This window comes from Leptothoe sp. EHU-05/26/07-4, assembly GCF_043421015.1.
GTDB lineage: Bacteria > Cyanobacteriota > Cyanobacteriia > Phormidesmidales > Phormidesmidaceae > Leptothoe > Leptothoe turfae.
Map to the genome: position 1 here is coordinate 1,060,470 of NZ_JAXSQV010000004.1, position 19,805 is coordinate 1,080,274.

The following is a 19,805-nucleotide window of genomic DNA, read 5'->3' on the forward strand; positions in this document are numbered from 1 at the left end:
CTGCCAACATATATCGGAGACTTTACCTATGAGCTATATGCAACAGAGTGGTAACGCAGCTAGTCTGATTTGGCCGATTACACAACAGGGTAAAAGAATTGCTCAACAGTTTGCTCAAGAACATACTCAAGCAAGGATTTCTGAGAGGGTGAGACGGAATACCCTGGCAGTTTGGGTAATGCATGATTTTTTAAGTGCTCTAGGTGTCCCCACTGATTTGAACCACAGTGATAGTTGGAATCCAGTACTTCAGTTAACAGAAGATGTTGCTGATTTAGTGATTCCCAGGGTAGGCCGCCTGGAATGTCGTCCCGTTTTGTCAGGGGATATTACCCTGCCTCTGGAAGTTCTCACAGAACGCATTGGTTATGTGGCTGTTGCACTGGATGAAGTAGCAGGTGAAGCTTCACTGTTAGGCTTTGGTACTGAGGTTTCGTCAACGTATCCGTATTTGAGATTAGCCCAGCTTCGATCCATGGATGACTTGCCAGTACATCTTGACCAAATTGGTCAAAGCCAATCTGGTCAACTGTCATCTCAGCTAACTTGCCTTGGCCAGTGGTTGGAGGGGCAGGTTGAAGATGGCTGGCAATTAGCAGAAGATTTATTAGCTCAATATCTATGGGTACCAGCATTTAGGCAAGGCGGGCAGACAGCTCAGAGAGAGACACCTGTCCAGGTAAAACGGGCTAAACTATTAGACTTAAATTTAACCTTGGGTACGGAACAGGTTGCGCTGGTGCTTGATGTGCAACAAGAAAGTGCAACAGTTGTGAATATTGCTATGCGTCTCTATCCCATGGGGGAAAACGTGTATTTGCCTCAGGGACTTATTGTAACGGTGCTAGATGAGGCAGGTACTGTATGTTTAACGGCTCAGGCTCGTAGCGTAGATAATTACCTTCAACTTTATTTTCGAGGCTGTCCAGGAGAGCCTTTCACAATCCGCATTGACTTGGACGATGCATCGGTAGTGGAGAACTTTTTGATTTGATTGCTACTCAAATTACACCATAGTCAACTCTGGTTTTTGAATAAGATATGAGCCAGCATTCTAATACAGAATGCTGGCTCACCGATACTTTGTTGTCAAACAGCTTATTAGACAGCTGCAGTGGCAAAGTAGGAGTCTTGTTCAGATCGCAATTTGTCGCAGAAACGTCCTTCTGGCAAGATAATATCGTCGTAGGTTAAAACGGTATCCTTGGCAACAGGACGCTTGAGTTTACAGCCTTCTGCAAGACCCATGGGCAATAAATTTTCTGATAGAGCTACATCAGAATTTTCGCACTGACCGTAGGTCATGTAGTAGCCGATGCCATCCAGAGTTTCCCCTTCTTTGAGGTCGATTTTGGCTGTCGCCACGACATCCACCATGGGTTTTCCTAGGGGAGCCATGACGGCATCGTTAAATAGGGCAGCACGGGCCAAAGAGAGGGGCACCTCAAAATGGCAGATGTGATAAGGGGTATAGAAGCTATATAGGGGACCCTCACCACGTTTGTAGTAGTTTAGATAGTGCTGATGTTTGGGATCTTCGTTGGTGGCATAAATAAATACACCAGCTGCAGGCTGAGCGCCAACAACATAATCAACTATTCCCCCTAGAGACTTCAGCTGGTCTACATCGTATAGGTGGGTCATGTCATCCACATGGCCACGGAAGTCATAGCCTAACATTCCACGCTGGGCGACTTTCATGCCGGTAGCGTTGGCTACAATTGCCTGCTCAAAAGAGATTTTAGTACCGTCTGCAAAGCTGGTTACCATGTAGGCTGCCTGCTTCCACTTGGCGGCAAAACTCGCCTGAGTCGTAGGGTTCCGATAGCGGTCTTGGAGGCCTTTAATATTGCCACAGAGGAGAGGCGTAAAGCCAATGCTCTTGACATAGCGATAGAGGTTCATCTCTACACCTGGCTGGTCTCCATCACAGTTAGATAGCACAACACCAGCTCGGTCAGCGTAAACCTTAAGCATTGGGCCCACAGTACCATCAAGCTCTGCGTTCATTAGAACAACATGCTTTTTGTTGTTGATGGCTTCCATCACAATCTGAGCACCAAACTCAATTGTGCCGGTGACTTCTACCAATGCATCGATGTTTTCTGCTTTGCACAGCAGAGATGCATCTTCGGTGACGGCGGGCTTGCCTTTGTTGATGGCGTCTTCTAGCTCGGCTACCGTTTTAACGGTCTGAAAATGATCAAGGCCAGCTTCTTCGTAAGCGCGCTTAGCACCGTCTAGACTGCGGTTATAAACAGCTACTAGTTCCATGCCAGGAACGGAGTGGATAATTTGGTTGGCAATGCCGCGTCCCATAAAGCCTGCACCGATCATGCCCACGCGGACAGGATTGCCTGCTTCTGCACGGGCTTTTAGGGCTGTATCGACAATAATCATGATGGGGCTCCTACTGAAACGGGTTGATCACTTTGCTGGTCGGTTAACAGCGGCCAGTTGGCATCTTTGTTAGAAATAGTTGTTACTGGTAAGGGCCAGTCAATGGCTAGTTTGGGATCGCTGTAACGTAAGCCTCGCTCGTAGCCGGGGGTATAAAATTCGGTAACCTGGTAGGTCACTTCCGCATTGTCGGTCAGGGTTTGGTAGCCGTGGGCGAACATTTCGGGGACGTATAGCGCACGTCTGTTGTCGGCAGTTAGCTCCACACCGACATGGCATAGGTATGTGGGTGAATCTTTGCGCAGATCAACGATAACGTCATAGATTGCGCCTTGAGTGCAGCGTACCAGTTTGGTTTCCGTAGCAGGGGGAATCTGGAAGTGCATGCCCCGCAGGGTGCCTTTTTTGTAGTTAAAAGACATATTGCACTGGGCTACGACTGGTTTGAGACCCCGCTCTTCAAACTCTTGTGCACAGAAGGTGCGGGCAAAAAATCCTCGATCATCTTTGAGGAGCTCAAGGTCAATAATATAGACCCCCTGAATGGAGGTTTCGTTAAAAATCATAGGTGTCGACTATCTGTGAACAGATACTTATAAAAAAGGTTAGAGCAATGCATGGGAGGATGGCTGTGGCCCACCCTCCAGATTTATTTAACCTGCTTTCAGTGCTTCATAGCGTTGAATCTGCGCTATGGTCATCTGATGCATGTCATCTTCCCTGATGTATCCGTGATACCATTCAACGATCCAATCTAGAGTTGTTGCTAGATCTAGTTTTGGTGCCCACTTGAGACGACTTTTCGCTTTGGAGCAGTCTAACTTAAGATACGTTGCTTCGTGGGGATTAACTTTGGTGTCTAGTTGCCAACTAGCACCATCTCCCCACAGTTGAGTTAACTGTTCTGTAATCCAGGATACGGGGCGGGCATCGCTGTCGTTAGGGCCAAAGTTCCAGCCTTCTGCTAAGTCAGTGCCACTGTCCCACATCTGCTCCGCTAGGGTCATGTAGCCGTTGAGGGGCTCTAGCACATGCTGCCAGGGACGAATTGCATTTGGGCTACGGATCAGGACAGGCTCACCGGCGATAATGGCGCGAATAATATCAGGAATTAGGCGGTCACCGGCCCAGTCTCCACCACCAATGACATTACCCGCTCTGACGCTGGACAAACCGACGCCGTGCTCAGCGTAGTTGTCTTTGTTGAAGTAGGAATTGCGATAAGCAGAGGCAACTAACTCAGCACATCCCTTACTGTTGGAATAAGGATCGTGCCCTCCCATGGCTTCATTTTCGCGATAACCCCAAACCCATTCCCGGTTTTCGTAGCATTTGTCGCTGGTAATGTTTACGACTACACGGGTACTATCGGTTTGCCGTACAGCTTCTAGCAGGTGAACGGTGCCCATGACATTGGTGGCATAGGTCTCTACAGGATTTTTGTAGGAGTAGCGCACCAGTGGCTGAGCCGCCATATGGAAAATAATCTCGGGTTTGTGGGATGCGATCGCATCTTGCAAACTCACCAGATCTCTCACATCGCCTTCAATGGACATCATGCCATTGCCCACCTTCGCCACCTCAAACAGACTCGGTGAGGTAGGAGGATTCAACGCATAGCCAACAACTTCAGCACCGAGTTGTTGCAACCAGAGAGATAACCAACTACCCTTAAATCCTGTGTGACCAGTTACAAAAACTCGCTTACCGCGCCAAAAATCAGCATTCATAACTGTTCCTTCAATACAGTAAAAAATCTAATGTTGCCGACATACGACAATGAAAAACTCGTGCAGGAGCGCTAAGTCGTTAGTAGACTTAGGCTCCTAGGTAAGAAAGACTGATATCTGGTGTAGATATCAGTCTTAGATATTTATGGGTTACCAGCTCTTCCAAGGTGCTTCATTAGCCTGCCAAAGCTTTTCTAGGTAGCGCTTGTCCCGCAGGGTATCCATGGGCTGCCAGAAACCATCATGCTTATAGGCCGAAAGCTCTTCCATGTGGGCTAGCTTTTGCAGGGGCTCCTTCTCCCAAGAGATTGAGTCATCGTCAATGTAGTCAATGACTTGAGGATTAAGGACAAAAAAGCCACCGTTGATCCAGGCACCGTCGCCTTCAGGCTTCTCATGGAACTTGGTGATTTTAGTTTGCTCTTGACCTAGGGAAATAGCACCAAATCTGCCAGGAGGCTGAACAGCTGTCAATGTCGCCAATGTTCCCTGTTGCTTGTGGAATTCGATGAGCTCAGTCACGTTCACACTGGAAACGCCGTCCCCGTAGGTAAAGCAGAAATCTTCACTGCCAAGATGCTCTCTTACCCGCTTGAGACGACCACCGGTCATGGTGGAATCACCCGTGTCCACTAGAGTTACACGCCAGGGCTCTGCTTTACCTGCATGAACATTCATTTGGTTAAACCGCATGTCAAAGGTGACATCTGACATGTGGAGGAAATAATTAGCAAAATATTCCTTGATGACATAGCCCTTATAACCACAGCAGACAATAAAGTCATTAATCCCGTGTTGGGAATAGATCTTCATGATGTGCCAAAGAATGGGCTTACCACCAATCTCGACCATAGGTTTCGGTTTAATAGCGGTTTCTTCGCTGAGACGAGTCCCCAAACCACCAGCTAGAATGACAGCTTTCATATAGTTAATAGTTAATAAATTAACGAACACCTTTGATGACATTAATGGCGTACTGACATAACAAACACCATTGGCAAGTGGGCTTCTTTAACGAAACTCCACATACAACAGATCATCCATAAAGGAGTGATAGAAAAATGCCTGTTCAGCACTTTATGTTTAACTCCTGAAGTCCTGTCTCGTCCGGAACCTTATGTAGCTTTACCAGTCCCTCACTTTCCCTAGGTGGGTAAATGTATTGACTGATGAGCTGCTCGATATGTACTTTTATCAAGACTTGGGTTCTGATTGTCTGACCAACTATCCCTGAAGACTTGGTCAAGAAAAAATCAATGTATCTCCGATGTATTGTTCACTACACTGATACGCCTAATTCAAGGGTTCCCCGAAAATCAAAGAATTCTTGATTCTTTAATAAAGCAAGAACGTATAAAGAATAGTTGTTTAAACACCCACGAGGCGTGGGCGGTGACTCAGTCACCGCCCACGCCTCGTGCACTTGTTTTTTACTAGTGCTCAAAAATATTTGGATACTGGTGTAGATCCAACTGGATAAAGGTGGGCAAACACTGGAAACAGGCCTCGGCCAGGTGCCACCGTTCTTCCCGCTGGAGCATTAGCGTGAGTTGCTTTGACAGTTCATGGAGATAACGAACGTCGTTAGCGGCATAGGCTAACTGCTCATCGCTTAGATCCTGCACATTTCCCCAGTCAGAGCTTTGGGCACTCTTATCAAGTTCTACACCAGCGATTTCTTTGACGAGTTCCTTCAAGCCGTGTCGAGGACTGTAGGTGCGAGCTAGTTTGCTGGCAATTTTGGTGCAGAATACTGGGCTCACATCAATGCATAGATGGTGTTTGAGTGTGGCCATGTCAAACCGAGCGAAATGAAAAATCTTGAGAATACTGGAGGTTTCGAGCAGTAATTTTAGGTTGGGGGCGCTGGTTTGTCCCCGTTCGATGCGCACCGCTGATGTGTACCCGGTAGTATCACAGAGTTGCACTAGACATAGCCGATCGCGTAGGGGGTTAAGCCCCATGGTTTCAGTATCGATAGCGATGGCATCGGATGATAAATAACGTTCCAGTAGCGACTTGGGAATGTCGCGATCGCAAACCTCAAAGTTTTCCAAGTTAAGAATTTCCTGTGATTACATCAGCATTTAGAGTACTGGAGTGTTGAGTGATAGATTTGCGTTACGGTGCGCCGCTAAGGTGTTAGCCAGCTAAACCCCTAACATTCAAAATCCACCACTCAACACTCAAACGTTCTCTAACTATCAAACTTCAGCACTTTAGCGACAGTCTGCACATCCTTATCGCCTCGCCCAGAGCAATTAAGCACAATTTTTGGACTGCCGTCTAACTGGGGGCAGAGCTTTTCAAGATAGGCAAAGGCGTGGGCTGTTTCCAGGGCTGGAATAATGCCTTCCCGTTGCGACAGTAGCTGAAAAGCATCCAGGGCTTCTTGATCGGTGACTCCGTAGTATTCTGCACGGCCAATTTCCTTCAGATAGCTGTGCTCAGGACCAACGCCGGGGTAGTCAAGACCGGCGCTGATGGAGTGGGGTTCGATCACCTGGCCATCGCCGTCTTGCAGTAGGAAGCTCATGGCTCCATGGAGAACACCCACCCTCCCTGCGGTAAGGGTGGCTGCATGTTTACCTGTGCTCACCCCTTCACCGGAGGCTTCTATGCCAATCATGCGTACAGAGGGCTCATTGATGAAATCATGGAATAGCCCCATGGCATTGGAGCCACCACCGACACAGGCAACCAAAATATCGGGTAGACCCCCCCATTTTTCCTGGCACTGGGTCCGGGTTTCTTGGCCGATGATGGCGTGGAATTCGCGCACAATCATGGGATAAGGGTGGGGGCCAGCCACCGAGCCCAAAATGTAGTGGGTGCTCTCCACGTTGGTAACCCAGTCGCGAATCGCTTCAGAGGTGGCATCTTTGAGGGTGCCGGTGCCGGAGCTAACGGGCTGTACCGTGGCTCCCATCAGGCGCATACGGAATACGTTTAGGGCCTGGCGTTCCATGTCATGAACGCCCATATAAATCACACATTCGATGCCAAACCGGGCGCAGACGGTGGCTGTGGCCACACCATGCTGACCGGCACCGGTTTCAGCAATAATGCGCTTTTTGCCCATACGCTTGGCTAGCAAAACCTGGCCAAGGGCGTTGTTGATTTTGTGAGCTCCAGTGTGGTTCAGGTCTTCGCGCTTGAGATAGATCTGCGGGCCGCTGCCGTCGGGGCGGGCATAGTATTCGGTGAGGCGCTCTGCAAAATATAGGGGATTGGCTCGACCGACGTAATCCTTTAGCAGTCCGTTGAGCTCTGCCTGAAAGCCAGCTTCATCGCGGTAGGCATAAAACGCTTCCTCCAGCTCCACTAGGGCAGGCATCAGAGTTTCAGGAACATACTTACCGCCAAAGCGGCCAAAGCGGCCTAATTTATCGGGGCGCACCTCAGGTGCGGTCAGTTCGGCAGAAACGGAAGAAGAAAGCGGAGTGGCTGTCACGGTGGTTGCAAGTTAAATCGGGTGATTGGTAAGCAGGCTTGAACCTGGTGAAAACGTTGGGAAACGTCAGATTTCTTGCCAGGCAGCAGGTTTCATTATAAGTAATTGGGAGCGCTACGCATCTTAGACGATTCACAACGTAAACCTGTGGTGATTAAACCGTTGACTGTTAAGGGGACAACTCAGCTACTTGGTGTCATTGGCTATCCAGTCAAACATTCGATGTCGCCAATTATGCATAATGCTGCGATCGCAACCCTGGGTTTAGACTATGTCTATCTGCCATTTCCCATTGCTCCCGACCAGCTAAAAACAGCAATCGATGGCTTTGCTGCCATTGGCTTAAAGGCCTTTAACATCACCATCCCTCACAAGCAAACCATCATGCCCTTGCTGACCGACGTCTCAGAGGTTGCCCAGGCCATTGGGGCGGTCAATACCGTGTGGTGGAGTGATCAAGGTTGGTGCGGTACCAATACGGACGCCGCTGGCTTTATTGCACCGCTGAAAGCCCTGAGTCGGGATTGGAGCCATGCGCCAGCCCTCATTCTGGGTAATGGTGGGGCTGCCCGTGCTGTTGTGGCCGCTTGTCATCAGCTCGGTTGCCCCAACGTGTTAGTGGTGGGGCGCAGTGCCGATAAACTGGCCGCATTTGCCCAAAGTTGGGAGATGTCTCCGCTACAGCCCAATCTATCTGTTCATACTTGGGATCGATTAGACGAGCTTTTGCCAAAGGCCGGTCTGGTGGTTAATGCCACACCCATCGGTATGGCTCCTAAGATTGAAGCTTCTCCCCTAACGGACGGGCAGATGGCCTTACTCCCCAGTCAGACCATTGCGTACGATTTAATCTATGTGCCACGGCCTACACGGTTTTTACAACAGGCTAGTGCGGCTGGTCTGGTCACCTTCGATGGGTTAGAAATGCTCGTGCAGCAGGGGGCTGCAGCTCTAGAAATATGGACTCAGCAATCCCCCCCTGTGGATGTGATGCGGCAGGCGTTGTTAGAGCACGTGTTCTAAATTCGGCACTAGCCCTCGGCACTAGATAAAGATACGCAACCCACTAGGGTTGGGTTTGATTGTGATTTGGACTGAATTACCGACGGCAAAACGGGACGGGGTGCGAGCTTGCAAATTGCCCTGGGTAGGGTGGGTGAGGGTGTATTTGTATTCACGACCCAGAAACTCGCGATCGCAAATAATCAGAGCAGTTTCATTCGTCGCTACCGAGCTGAGATGCAGCTCTTCTTGACGCAACATGAGTGTACCTGTGTCAGCCTCAGTCGGTTGCACCATGGACTCGTCCACCAGCCCCAAGGCCGTTTGCCAGCCGCCTGCTGAGCGATGGGCCTCGATAAAGTTAGCCTGGGTCACAAAATCTGCAACAAATCTAGAGGCAGGCTGTCTGTAAATTTCTTCAGGACTTCCCAGTTGCTCGATATGCCCAGATCGCATGACAGCCACCCGATCAGCAATGGCTAAGGCCTCTTGTTGGTCGTGGGTGACAAAGATGCCCGAAGCGCCCACCCCCTTAAGGATGTTGCGGACCTCCTGACGCAAATAAAGCCGCACCTGCACATCCAGGTTGCTGAAGGGCTCATCTAGTAAAACCAAGGAGGGGCGAGGGGCCAAGGCGCGAGCCAAAGCCACCCGCTGCTGCTGTCCCCCAGATAGTTCATGGGGATAACGGCGCTCAAACCCATTCAAGCCTACGAGGCTGATGGCCTCTTGGGCCAAGGTTTGCATTTGTTTTTTAGGCATGCGTCGATGACGCCTGAGATGCTTAAGTCCAAAGGCAACATTGTCCAGGACGCATAGATGGGGAAATAGGGCATAGTCCTGAAAGACAATCCCCACATCACGACGTTCGGGTGGCACCACTACACCTTGACCACACACCGGTTGCTCTGCCAGCTTAATCCACCCCTGATCAGATGCTTCAAACCCTGCAATGGTTCTCAACAAGGTGGTTTTACCACAGCCTGACGGTCCTAACAGGGCCAATAATTCTCCCTGGCACAGTTCTAAACTGACCTGATTGATAGCCGGTATTGTCTGCTGTGGATACTGTTTTGTGACCTCATGCAGTTGCAATACGGTGGACAAAGCCGTTGATGTCAAATCAGAAACCTGTGAAGCCGTGGGCATAAGGACTAGAGCAAAAGAATTAGCGATATTGGCGGAAGGCACTATTGAGATTAGAGCGCAATAACACCCCCGGTAATCATCATATAGCTATGCATAACTTCTGCCTTATTTCCTATTATTTATTCCCCATTAATGAATGCCGACATTGCTGGGCCTCGGTATGACTATTAGTTGTGAAACACTGTCAAATAGCAATCGCTTTAGACCAGTGCATTCCCTAAATTAGCAATCGCTATACCTGAAATTTATTTATTGCATGACTGGCTTATTCAAACTGGGCAATAACCACAGTTTTTTTTATCAAAGAATCGAAAATGTTGGTTTGTAGGCAAAATTACATTTGGTGAGTTTATTCACCCCAATTAAAACGGAGATAGCAAAATGAAGATTCGTGCAATTCAGTTATTTTTGAGCCTGGGTGTGGCTGCAACAGTTGCTGCCTGTGGTGGTGGCACTGTGCAAGATGCTGGCGATGCCGCTGGCGATGCGGTCGATGCTGCTGGTGAAACAGTAGATGCTGCTGGCGATGCCGCTGGCGATGCCGTAGATGCTGCCGGTGATGCGGTCGATGCTGCTGGTGATGCCGCTGGCGATGCGGTCGATGCTGCTGGTGATGCCGCTGGTGAAGTTAAAGAAACCGTCGAGGGTGCTGTAGAAGACGCCAAGGATGCTGTTACTGGCGAAGGCGGCGAAGGCGGCGAAGGCGGCGAAGGTGGCGAAGGCGGCGAAGGTTAAGCGTTGACGCCAGTTTATCGCTGGGTGCCCATGGTTCACAATATTAGTGATGATTACTGAACGCTATAAGTAACATCAGCTATGGGTGCCGCAAACGGCTTTTGGTGCGGCTTCTCCTTTGGAGAGATGCATTCAGCCGTTTGCCATAGCTGTTAGGGAGTGTCTACCAAACGGTGTTGGAGAGGGCTGAAACCCTTGATTTTTTATTAAAAATTAGCGATTGACACAAAACTCTGGACATTCCTACTCAGTTGCCTCCAATTAACTCTGATAAAAATGAAAGGGTTCTGACGTTAGCGTTGGCACCCTTTCATTTTTCATGGGCAAAGAATGATGGATATTGCATGTCCGTTTTGTAGTGCATGCCTGGCATGAATCCTTACAGCAGTGGCGATTAGATACCTCCTAAATTTAGGAAATATCAGCCTATGATTGATGCACATTGGCCATTATGGCGGGTGGTTTGCTCTAAAGATGGTTGAAAACTCCTGCAAAATCTCCGCCTTGGGTGTGAAAGAAAGCCCTACAATGATTTGGATTTGTTGATCCGAGTCCTGAATGATAGGACTCTCTAATTTGTTACCCTCGATTTTTCCAACGCTCGCTTATGCCTCGCCGCAACGACCTCAGCAAGATTTTGTTAATTGGTTCTGGCCCGATTGTGATTGGTCAGGCTTGTGAGTTTGACTATTCGGGCACCCAAGCGTGCAAGGCTCTGCGAGAAGAAGGCTATGAAGTGGTGCTGATTAATTCCAATCCGGCCACCATCATGACTGATCCAGAAACGGCGGATCGCACCTACATTGAACCCCTCACCCCTGAGTTGGTGGCTCGGGTGATTGAGCGGGAAAAGCCAGATGCACTCTTGCCGACCATGGGCGGCCAGACTGCTCTAAATATTGCTGTTAGTCTTGCCAAGGAGGGTGTTCTAGCGGCCCACAATGTGGAGCTGATTGGAGCCAAGTTAGATGCCATTGAAATGGCTGAAGACCGCCGCCTATTTAAGGAGGCCATGGAACGGATTGGTGTGGGCATCTGTCCGTCTGGGTTGGCTGAGACCATGGATGAAGCTCAGGCAATTGCTCAAGAGATTGGTACTTACCCATTAATCATTCGACCTGCATTTACCTTGGGTGGGACCGGTGGGGGGATCGCCTACAACCAGGAAGAGTTTGAAACCATTGCCAAGTCCGGTTTAGATGCCAGCCCGGTATCACAAATTTTGATTGAGAAGTCGCTGTTGGGTTGGAAAGAGTATGAGCTGGAGGTCATGCGTGACCTGGCTGACAATGTCGTGATCATCTGCTCGATTGAGAATTTGGATCCCATGGGAATTCATACCGGAGACTCGATCACGGTAGCGCCTGCTCAAACCCTGACTGATAAGGAATATCAGCGGTTACGGGATGCATCTATCAAAATTATTCGTGAAATTGGTGTGGAAACGGGCGGTTCCAATATTCAGTTTGCTGTGAATCCAGATACGGGGGCTGTGATTGTTATTGAGATGAACCCCAGGGTGTCTCGTAGTTCTGCCCTTGCTTCTAAAGCTACGGGGTTTCCCATTGCAAAGTTTGCGGCCAAACTAGCGGTGGGCTACACCCTGAATGAAATTTCCAATGACATCACGAAGAAAACACCTGCTAGTTTTGAGCCCACCATTGACTATGTGGTAACTAAGATTCCCCGGTTTGCCTTTGAAAAGTTTCCTGGAAGTGCCCCCTTATTGACTACCCAGATGAAGTCGGTGGGAGAGGCGATGGCCATTGGCCGTACCTTTCAAGAATCGTTCCAGAAGGCTTTGCGCTCCTTGGAAACGGGGCGTGCTGGTTGGGGCTGCGATCGCAGCGAAAATCTTCCCACCATTTCCAAGGTGCGCTCCAGTTTGCGATCCCCTAATCCAGACCGCATCTTTGCGCTGCGCCATGCGTTGCAACTCGGGCTCAGCGCTCAGGATATCTATGAACTCACCGGCATCGATCCCTGGTTTATTGATAAATTACAGGACTTGCTGATCACTGAAAAATGGTTGAAGCGTACAGCCTTAGGGGCTATTACTGCCGAGCAAATGATGGCGGTGAAGCAGCAGGGCTTTAGCGATCGCCAAATTGCCTATGCCACCAAAACCGATGAAGATCAGGTGCGGGCAAACCGTAAGGCCTTGGGCGTGACACCGGTCTATAAAACGGTAGATACCTGTGCCGCAGAATTTGAGGCATACACTCCCTATTATTACTCCACCTATGAGGCTGAAAACGAGGTCAAACCTTCTGATCGGCGAAAGGTAATGATTTTGGGGGGTGGTCCCAACCGCATTGGCCAGGGTATTGAGTTTGACTACTGTTGTTGTCATGCCTCCTATGCGTTACAGGCCCATGATTTTGAGACAATCATGGTGAACTCTAACCCGGAGACGGTCTCCACTGACTACGACACCAGTGACCGGCTTTATTTTGAGCCCCTCACTAAGGAAGACGTGCTCAATATTATTGAGGCGGAGAACCCAGAAGGGGTCATTATTCAGTTTGGTGGTCAGACCCCCCTCAAGTTGGCTGTCCCTTTGCAAGCTTATTTGGGCAGTGCACCGGAGGTTGATGGTCAGCCGATCCAGACAAAGATTTGGGGTACGTCACCTGATTCTATCGATACGGCTGAAGACCGTGAACGGTTTGAGAAAATCCTGTGGGATTTGGAGATCACGCAGCCACCCAATGGCATTGCCCGTAGTTATCAGGAAGCCCTGGAGATTGCCCAAAAAATTAACTATCCAGTGGTTGTGCGCCCTAGTTATGTGTTAGGTGGTCGGGCTATGGAAGTGGTCTATTCCGACCAGGATCTAGAGCGCTACATGACGACAGCGGTACAGGTAGAACCGGACCATCCAATTTTGATCGATCGCTTTTTGGAAAATGCCATTGAGGTGGATGTGGATGCCATTTGCGATCGCACTGGTCAAGTTGTCATTGGTGGCATTATGGAGCACATTGAGCAAGCGGGTATCCACTCGGGTGACTCGGCTTGTTCATTACCGACCATCACCCTTAGTGATAAAGCCCTGGGTATCATTCGTGATTGGACCGTCAAATTAGCTAAGGCCCTAAAAGTGATTGGCCTCATGAATATTCAATTTGCGGTTAAAGATGATGACGTTTATATCTTAGAAGCCAACCCCAGAGCTTCTCGTACAGTGCCATTTGTTTCTAAAGCAACGGGGGTGCCCTTAGCTAAGACAGCGGTTCTCATTATGTCTGGACGAACCCTGACTGAGGTGGGGGTGATGACAGAAGTTATCCCCACCCATATTTCAGTAAAAGAGGCCGTACTACCCTTTAGTAAATTTCCGGGTACTGACACGTTGCTAGGGCCAGAAATGCGGTCTACCGGCGAAGTCATGGGGATTGACGTAGACTTCGGGCGTTCTTTTGCCAAAGCCGAACTAGCTGCTAGTCAGGCGCTGCCTTTGCAAGGGACAACCTTCATTTCTATGAACGATCGCGAGAAGGAAGCTGTGGTTCCCATTGCTAAGGAACTTGCAGAACTAGGTTTTCAACTGATGGCGACAGCTGGCACTCGGCGGGTACTACAGTCCCATGGATTAGATGTGAGATTGGTCTACAAAGTGCATGAGGGTCGGCCCCATGTGATTGATGCCATCAAAAACCAGGAAATTCAGCTGATTATCAACACGCCCACCGGGGCTACTGCCCAGGAAGATGATCGAATGATTCGTCGCACAGCCCTTGATTACAAGATCCCAACGATTACAACCCTGTCAGGTGCGCGAGCAACCATTGAAGCTATTCGTTCCTTGCAGCAACAAACGCTAGCGGTTAAAGCCTTGCAAGACTACCTTGTTTAGGCAGTCTTGTTTAGGCAGTCCTGTTTAGACAGCGCTTAACCCCGAATAAAAACTTGCCATGGGCTGATCCCCAGGGCGAAACATTTTATGGGTGAGGCCTTGTAATGCGTCGGTCAGCAAAGCGGCGTGGTTGAACTCAACCACGCCGCTTTGTTACTATGCCAGTGACTAAGAGTCAGGCTTTGAGCTTCAATTGCTTGCCCTAGTCTCTATTATTATTGCGATTACTGCGATTGCGGCTCCAACGCTTTTGACGATGTTTTGCGATCGCCTTACGCTTAAGTTTTTCAGCAGGTGTCTCAAAGTAACGGTGCTTTTTCATATCCGAAAAAATACCGGCTTGCACAACCTTCCGTTTAAATCTTCGCAGTGCTGATTCAATACCTTCATCATCCCCAAGGATAACCTGGGCCATAGTATTCTCCTTTAACGACAAAAATGGGGCAGACCAACTGCCCCATGATAGACCAGGGTTGTGTGCAAAACACGTAACCCAAAGTTAGGCAGACTTTTTAATTTAGAAGCGACCGCCACCACCGCCGCCACGCTGTTCACGGGGACGAGCCTTATTAACCCGCAGGTCTCTGCCCATCCACTCTGCACCATCTAAAGCCTCAATTGCAGAGGCTTCTTCGTCTTCCGAAGACATTTCTACGAAGGCAAAACCACGAGGGCGACCAGTTTCACGATCTGTGGGTAGATGGACACGCTGGACTGTTCCATACTCGGCGAAGACGGCATTAATGTCCTCCTGAGTAGCATCATAGGACAGATTTCCAACATAAATGGACATAGAGAATCTCCTAGGTTAAGTATGCAACGAGTTATACGGAGATCCCTCTAGTAATCAAATCGAAGTCGAGATTGAACTGGTCGAGTTGAACTGTGAGCGTATCGTACCGAAAACTGATTGTTACCCAATATAGCAACGCATTGCCATAGAACTCTAGCATACCTTGCCAATTGCTGATTTCAATTCTTAAGAATTGATTTTGGGCCTGGCTTCAAAGGGGTACACCTTACTAATAAATGAGGGTTAGCGCTGACTACATGCCCGCAGGATAGCTTTGTCTATTAGGAATCAAAATATGTGTCTAATTGAGTCTTCAGGTCATCTAATGAACTGGATAACAAGTTAAAGACTGATAGCTGTTTAGGGTAGTAATTATCAACGAGATTTTGAATTGTTTCATCTTCAGAAGGCATGACTCCGCTAATGGTGTTAGCTACGGCATCTGCCAATCGGCCACTGCCGGCAATAATCGTTACGTGTCTGCCCAACTCAAGGTTCAGCCTCAAATCTTGAAGCGATACTTGACCGCCATTAATCAATAAGGTCATAGATGGAAAATGTCCCGCTAAAACCGACGAGAACCTGGCTAACCAGCGGGATTCACTCCCCCAATTTTCACCGGGTACTAGGAAGAAATGGGTGTGATGGGGTTCCAGTTCGACTGGAGGATAGTTGGAATCATCTGAGGGCGGAGGTGGAGTTGTGCCGACTGGAAAAATGACTCTGTTTAAGGGCGCAACGCCAATTAGATTAAATTGGCCACTAACATAGTGGCGTGCCTGGCCCATCATATGGATAACGCCAGCATCGGTGCCGCCGTCCAATACAGTAATCCCGATTCGTTCTGACAGAGTTGCTAAGGTGTCATTGAAAAATTGAAGCAGCTTTGCCTGACTCTCAGCCGTCATGTTACTGGCACCGCCGATGACTAGCAATGTCGGTCTTGGGCCTGCTAATCCTACAAGCGATAAAGCTTTTTCGTAATCAGTGTCGTCTGCCACCTTGAGTATTTTCGCAAGCTGCCCATTGGAAAACGTATGTTCAACGAGTTCGTCAGCTGAAGTTCTGGGCATTTTGTATATCTCTTATCAAAGGTGGCCAGATGGCCTGTGCTTCTAACCCAATTACATCCCCAAAATACCCCCATCCTGTAAAAATTGTGCAATTTGATCTTATAGAATGACCTGATTTTTAGGTATACGAGCAAAGTATATGCGTAAAATCGCGGATCTTGAAACTGCAATGAGCTCTGAGTAGACCCGATGCTTCTATTTAATTGGGGTGAGTTCTGGTTACAGTTGGAACTGTATTTTTTAGCAGCAAAAAACTCAAGATCGACCTGCTACGCCATCTATGCTAATTGAGCACGGGCCCGCTCAACATATTTCGAAAATACATCCCAGCCATGGTAACCGCCATTCACTAGCTTACGAACACGACGCCAGTCGCCTTCGCGAGCAGCTGTAGCCACGCCACGCTCTTTAAAGTAGCAAGCGAGTACCTGGGCGGATATTTCGGGATCCATGGCTAAATCGGGATTGCCCTCTAGGTCTACACCTAGTTTTTTGCCGTAGGTGCTGTAGTTGGCGCGCCCGGTTAGTTGGATATAGCCACGGCCATGATATTTAATGCCATCACCAGGATTAACGTTACCGAGGTCTGCACGTTCTTCATAGCGTTTCCAGTAGCTCTCGCCTCCCCACTCGTGGACTGGTTTGAATCCGCCGGTTTCAATGCGGATAGTCGCTAGCAAACCAATGAGTACGGAGTTGTCGTAAATATCGTACTTTTTCATGGCAGCCAAGATCCCGGGCAGATAAACTTTACAGTCTTCCAACGGGCATTCCAAAATCTGGGAAACTTCATCCGGTGTGGTGAGTTGAGGTCCACTGACCACCGCAGTTCCACCAGAACCGCCATTGGTCTGACTTTCCACAACGCTGTTTTGTTCAGTTAAAATTGTTTTTAGAGCCTGAAAGTCAACAGTCTCTTCCCATTCCAGTGCATTTTGACCTAAAGGCGGTAGATTACTGGTGGAGGTAATGGTCTTGCTGGATGATTGTCGGGCGGGACGTCGACCAGACGTTTTGTTTGAGGAGGACAGCAGGGACTGGACGCCAGTCATTGGTTCAGCAGGACTGCTTTCTTCAAAAGTTTCTCCTTCGGAAGATGATGGCATTTGGATATCCAACAATGATCCTGAATAACCGCCATCTTCTAGACCCTGTGGCTGACTGCTGACCTGTTGCTCAGCTAAGCGAACTTTTTCTAATTCCAGTTTCTGAGCTCGCTCTTCTAACTCCTGATTGAGACGCATTAGTGCTTTCTCGGCATTGTTAACAGCCTCGTCAGCGTCTTGCTTCTCCTCATCTTGCTTCTCCTCTAAACGAGCAACGAATCCCTCTACATCTTTCTGGATATAGGACTCAACCCGTTGGGCAAATATTTTATAGGCGTCTGAATGTACTTTATATTTGCGATAAGGGCCAGCTAGCTGCATAAACTGCCAGCCCTCGATCTTCATGCTTTCTGCTGTACTACGATAATTACGATACTTGTCACCGTGCCCAAAAAACTCTTCCACAGCAGCAGAAATGGCTACTGCTTGACTAACAAAAAAGGCAGTTGTAGCAACTCCCACCTGAAGATCATCATTATTACTTCTAAAACCCACCATGGCTGGGACAAGTACACCCCCAATAATGGTGATCATGCGGAGCCTGAAGTGTTGGTTACGCTCTTTAGTGGCACGTCCTTCTAGCCACATAACCTGATCTAACCAGCGATTTTTGAGAAACTCCTTACGTAGGTCTGAAATCTCAAGCTTATCTATCAATCCACCCAGGGTTTGCTTGAGATAATCATTGTAAGCATTTTTCTTGGCCATTTTATTTGATTAGATGCGATTTGAGATAGATGCGGTTTTGAAGGCGAAATTATTAATTCAAACAGCGCTCTCTAGAGGCTCTTGAATTATGTGGAATCGGGTCAGGAGATATTTGCACTATCGGAGTGGCATTCCCCCTCCGATAGTGCAAATATCTGAAAAGCCTCAAAATTTTGACAATCGTGGAACTAGCGTGGTGTAGACCAACTGCTATTGGATTGTCTAGGACAGAACGCAACTCAAAGGGTACACGGTTTAGCTTTATAAGCTAGCTTCCTAATTTATAAAAATTAACTTACGAAAATTTATCTCGTTTATTTTCCCAGAGCACCATCGCTAAAGTATAAATTCGTTTATTTAGTGATTATTTGAGATGATATAAAATCTTTATAAATGTTACCTGTTTAAGTGTCTTGGTTTGATGTGTGCAGAATAGTGTTTAAGTTATTTGCCTGTAAGGGATTAAACGAACCTTAGAATGGGCTCCTGAAAGGGAAATTGCTGATATTAACTTGCTTTTTGCTGTCAGTATATTCCGCAGACTTGATTTGACTTCTCTTACGATTGGCTGTCTATCTCTGTTGTTTCATCTACTAGCTCTATGGATTTGACTCTGAAAAAACTTGAGGCAGAGTATAGGTCAGCGTTTGAGCGTTGTGCGCTTCAGTCGGATGTGGAGCCTACGGTTAGGGGCATTGTGGGCCGTATGGTGCAGTTGAGATCGCACTATGAAGTCGTTGAAAAAGCTACGGGTGTGCCCTGGTGGTTTGTGGGGATCTTGCACTACAGCGAATGGAACTTTCGCGAGCCAGCGCAGTTTGAACGCCAGATGATTGATGTCCTGATCTCTAAGAAATTTCATCAGGCCAAGACCCGTACCCTGGGTGCACTTTTGTGGGGATTTGACCTCTGGAACGGATTCCGTGGTGGTGTAGGCAAAGAGTCTACCTGGGTATGGGGGGGAACCAATATCCTTGATAAAAAAACATCACGTGTCGGTGCTGCAGCCATTATGCGCTATATGCAATCGCAGCAACTGCTGGATATGGGAGATCCTCAAGGATCAACTGAGATGCTGGTGCTGGCTGACACCCTATTTAAGGTGAGTCCAGAGCAAGGCTTTAAGTTGTCTGACGGTGACAAGATCTTGGTGAGTGCGGGTACCCGCTTGCAGTTGCTGAGTGATGAGCCTGATCAAGGAAATCACGTTAAAGTCCGCATCCCAGATGGGGTACTTATGGGGCAGAATGATCGCGTTGATTGGTTCGTATTTGCCCAGCATATTCAGTTAGAAGGCACAGAGCCCAATAACAAACCGCAAGATCCACCTGTTGAACCTGAAACAAAAATTGCCGAAAGAGATCGCGGACGATCGATCACTGTCCCCAAGCTAGGCAAGGTTTATCTTGGTGATCCCATTTTGACCAATGGTCACTTTAGTTGGGCCGAAGCCACTAAGAATGGTAATCGTATCCCTGTGGACGAGGACGTGGTCAACGGTATTCTCAAAATTGCTGAGGCCATGGAGGAAGTGCGGGACTATTTGGGAGGACGTCCCATTACCGTGAACTCTTGGTATCGAGATCCGGCTTCAAATCGTAAAGCTGGTGGAGCAAGCCGTTCGCGCCATCTGTCAGGCGATGCCGTGGACTTTGTGGTGCAGGGGATCTCTCCGCCAGAGGTCAACCGAAAGCTAGAACCCTGGTGGCGAGACCGTGGAGGGTTAGCGAGTGCCTCGGTGTTTACTCATCTTGATGCACGAGGGTATCGTGCCCGCTGGAACTATGGCTTCTAAG

Annotated in this window: 16 protein-coding genes; 5 read left to right on the forward strand and 11 right to left on the reverse strand. The window is 48.5% G+C overall.

What is annotated here, in order from left to right:
- Positions 1–28: 28 nt before the first annotated feature.
- Positions 29–994 carry a DUF1822 family protein gene (locus tag U2F10_RS17550; RefSeq protein WP_499872888.1) on the forward strand — a complete coding sequence of 322 codons (966 nt, stop codon included), beginning with the start codon at positions 29–31 and terminating at the stop codon, positions 992–994.
- Between the two features lie 107 nt (positions 995–1,101).
- Here U2F10_RS17550 and U2F10_RS17555 read toward each other — a convergent pair whose 3' ends face one another.
- The 6 genes from U2F10_RS17555 to trpB all read right to left on the reverse strand — a co-directional run bounded on the left by U2F10_RS17555 (position 1,102) and on the right by trpB (position 7,584).
- Positions 1,102–2,400, reverse strand: coding sequence for an NAD(P)H-dependent oxidoreductase (locus tag U2F10_RS17555; RefSeq protein WP_163660833.1), 1,299 nt, complete (start codon positions 2,398–2,400; stop codon positions 1,102–1,104).
- Positions 2,397–2,966, reverse strand: a complete 570-nt coding sequence (gene rfbC / locus U2F10_RS17560; protein ID WP_163660835.1) for a dTDP-4-dehydrorhamnose 3,5-epimerase — start codon at positions 2,964–2,966, stop codon at positions 2,397–2,399. Before rfbC ends, U2F10_RS17555 begins: the two co-directional genes overlap by 4 nt.
- A gap of 87 nt (positions 2,967–3,053) precedes the next feature.
- A complete protein-coding gene (gene rfbG, locus U2F10_RS17565) occupies positions 3,054–4,130 on the reverse strand; it encodes a CDP-glucose 4,6-dehydratase (protein WP_163660837.1) in 1,077 nt (358 codons plus the stop codon).
- Between the two features lie 150 nt (positions 4,131–4,280).
- Positions 4,281–5,054 (reverse strand): glucose-1-phosphate cytidylyltransferase, encoded by a 774-nt coding sequence (gene rfbF, locus U2F10_RS17570; RefSeq protein ID WP_036018417.1) that lies wholly within the window; start codon positions 5,052–5,054, stop codon positions 4,281–4,283.
- Between the two features lie 509 nt (positions 5,055–5,563).
- Positions 5,564–6,187: a ribonuclease H-like domain-containing protein gene (locus U2F10_RS17575; protein WP_499872890.1), complete on the reverse strand. Its 624-nt coding sequence runs from the start codon at positions 6,185–6,187 to the stop codon at positions 5,564–5,566.
- Positions 6,188–6,327: 140 nt separating this feature from the next.
- Positions 6,328–7,584, reverse strand: coding sequence for a tryptophan synthase subunit beta (trpB, locus tag U2F10_RS17580; RefSeq protein ID WP_163660841.1), 1,257 nt, complete (start codon positions 7,582–7,584; stop codon positions 6,328–6,330).
- Positions 7,585–7,731: 147 nt separating this feature from the next.
- Here trpB and U2F10_RS17585 point away from each other — a divergent pair, with 147 nt between their 5' ends.
- Positions 7,732–8,607: a shikimate dehydrogenase gene (locus U2F10_RS17585; RefSeq protein WP_499872892.1), complete on the forward strand. Its 876-nt coding sequence runs from the start codon at positions 7,732–7,734 to the stop codon at positions 8,605–8,607.
- A 21-nt stretch (positions 8,608–8,628) separates the two neighbouring features.
- On the opposite strand, the gene U2F10_RS17590 is transcribed toward U2F10_RS17585, so the two are convergent.
- Positions 8,629–9,735 (reverse strand): ABC transporter ATP-binding protein, encoded by a 1,107-nt coding sequence (locus U2F10_RS17590; RefSeq protein ID WP_163702498.1) that lies wholly within the window; start codon positions 9,733–9,735, stop codon positions 8,629–8,631.
- 381 nt (positions 9,736–10,116) lie between these two features.
- Here U2F10_RS17590 and U2F10_RS17595 point away from each other — a divergent pair, with 381 nt between their 5' ends.
- Both U2F10_RS17595 and carB read left to right on the forward strand, forming a co-directional pair.
- Positions 10,117–10,470, forward strand: coding sequence for a hypothetical protein (locus U2F10_RS17595; RefSeq protein WP_163660847.1), 354 nt, complete (start codon positions 10,117–10,119; stop codon positions 10,468–10,470).
- A 607-nt stretch (positions 10,471–11,077) separates the two neighbouring features.
- Positions 11,078–14,329 (forward strand): carbamoyl-phosphate synthase large subunit, encoded by a 3,252-nt coding sequence (gene carB / locus U2F10_RS17600; protein ID WP_163660849.1) that lies wholly within the window; start codon positions 11,078–11,080, stop codon positions 14,327–14,329.
- Positions 14,330–14,531: 202 nt separating this feature from the next.
- On the opposite strand, the gene rpsU is transcribed toward carB, so the two are convergent.
- The 4 genes from rpsU to U2F10_RS17620 form a co-directional block, all read right to left on the reverse strand.
- Positions 14,532–14,744, reverse strand: a complete 213-nt coding sequence (gene rpsU / locus U2F10_RS17605; RefSeq protein ID WP_006515070.1) for a 30S ribosomal protein S21 — start codon at positions 14,742–14,744, stop codon at positions 14,532–14,534.
- Positions 14,745–14,846: 102 nt separating this feature from the next.
- Complete coding sequence (gene rbp, locus U2F10_RS17610; protein WP_163660851.1) at positions 14,847–15,122, reverse strand: RNA-binding regulator; 276 nt, start codon at positions 15,120–15,122, stop codon at positions 14,847–14,849.
- 281 nt (positions 15,123–15,403) lie between these two features.
- Entirely contained in the window at positions 15,404–16,195 is a 792-nt protein-coding gene (locus U2F10_RS17615) for a hypothetical protein (protein ID WP_499061894.1), read from the reverse strand.
- A 278-nt stretch (positions 16,196–16,473) separates the two neighbouring features.
- Complete coding sequence (locus U2F10_RS17620) at positions 16,474–18,009, reverse strand: DUF4231 domain-containing protein (RefSeq protein WP_163660855.1); 1,536 nt, start codon at positions 18,007–18,009, stop codon at positions 16,474–16,476.
- Between the two features lie 601 nt (positions 18,010–18,610).
- Between U2F10_RS17620 and U2F10_RS17625 the strand changes: the two genes are divergently transcribed.
- Complete coding sequence (locus U2F10_RS17625) at positions 18,611–19,804, forward strand: D-Ala-D-Ala carboxypeptidase family metallohydrolase (protein ID WP_163702763.1); 1,194 nt, start codon at positions 18,611–18,613, stop codon at positions 19,802–19,804.
- The last annotated feature ends 1 nt before the right edge of the window (position 19,805 follow it).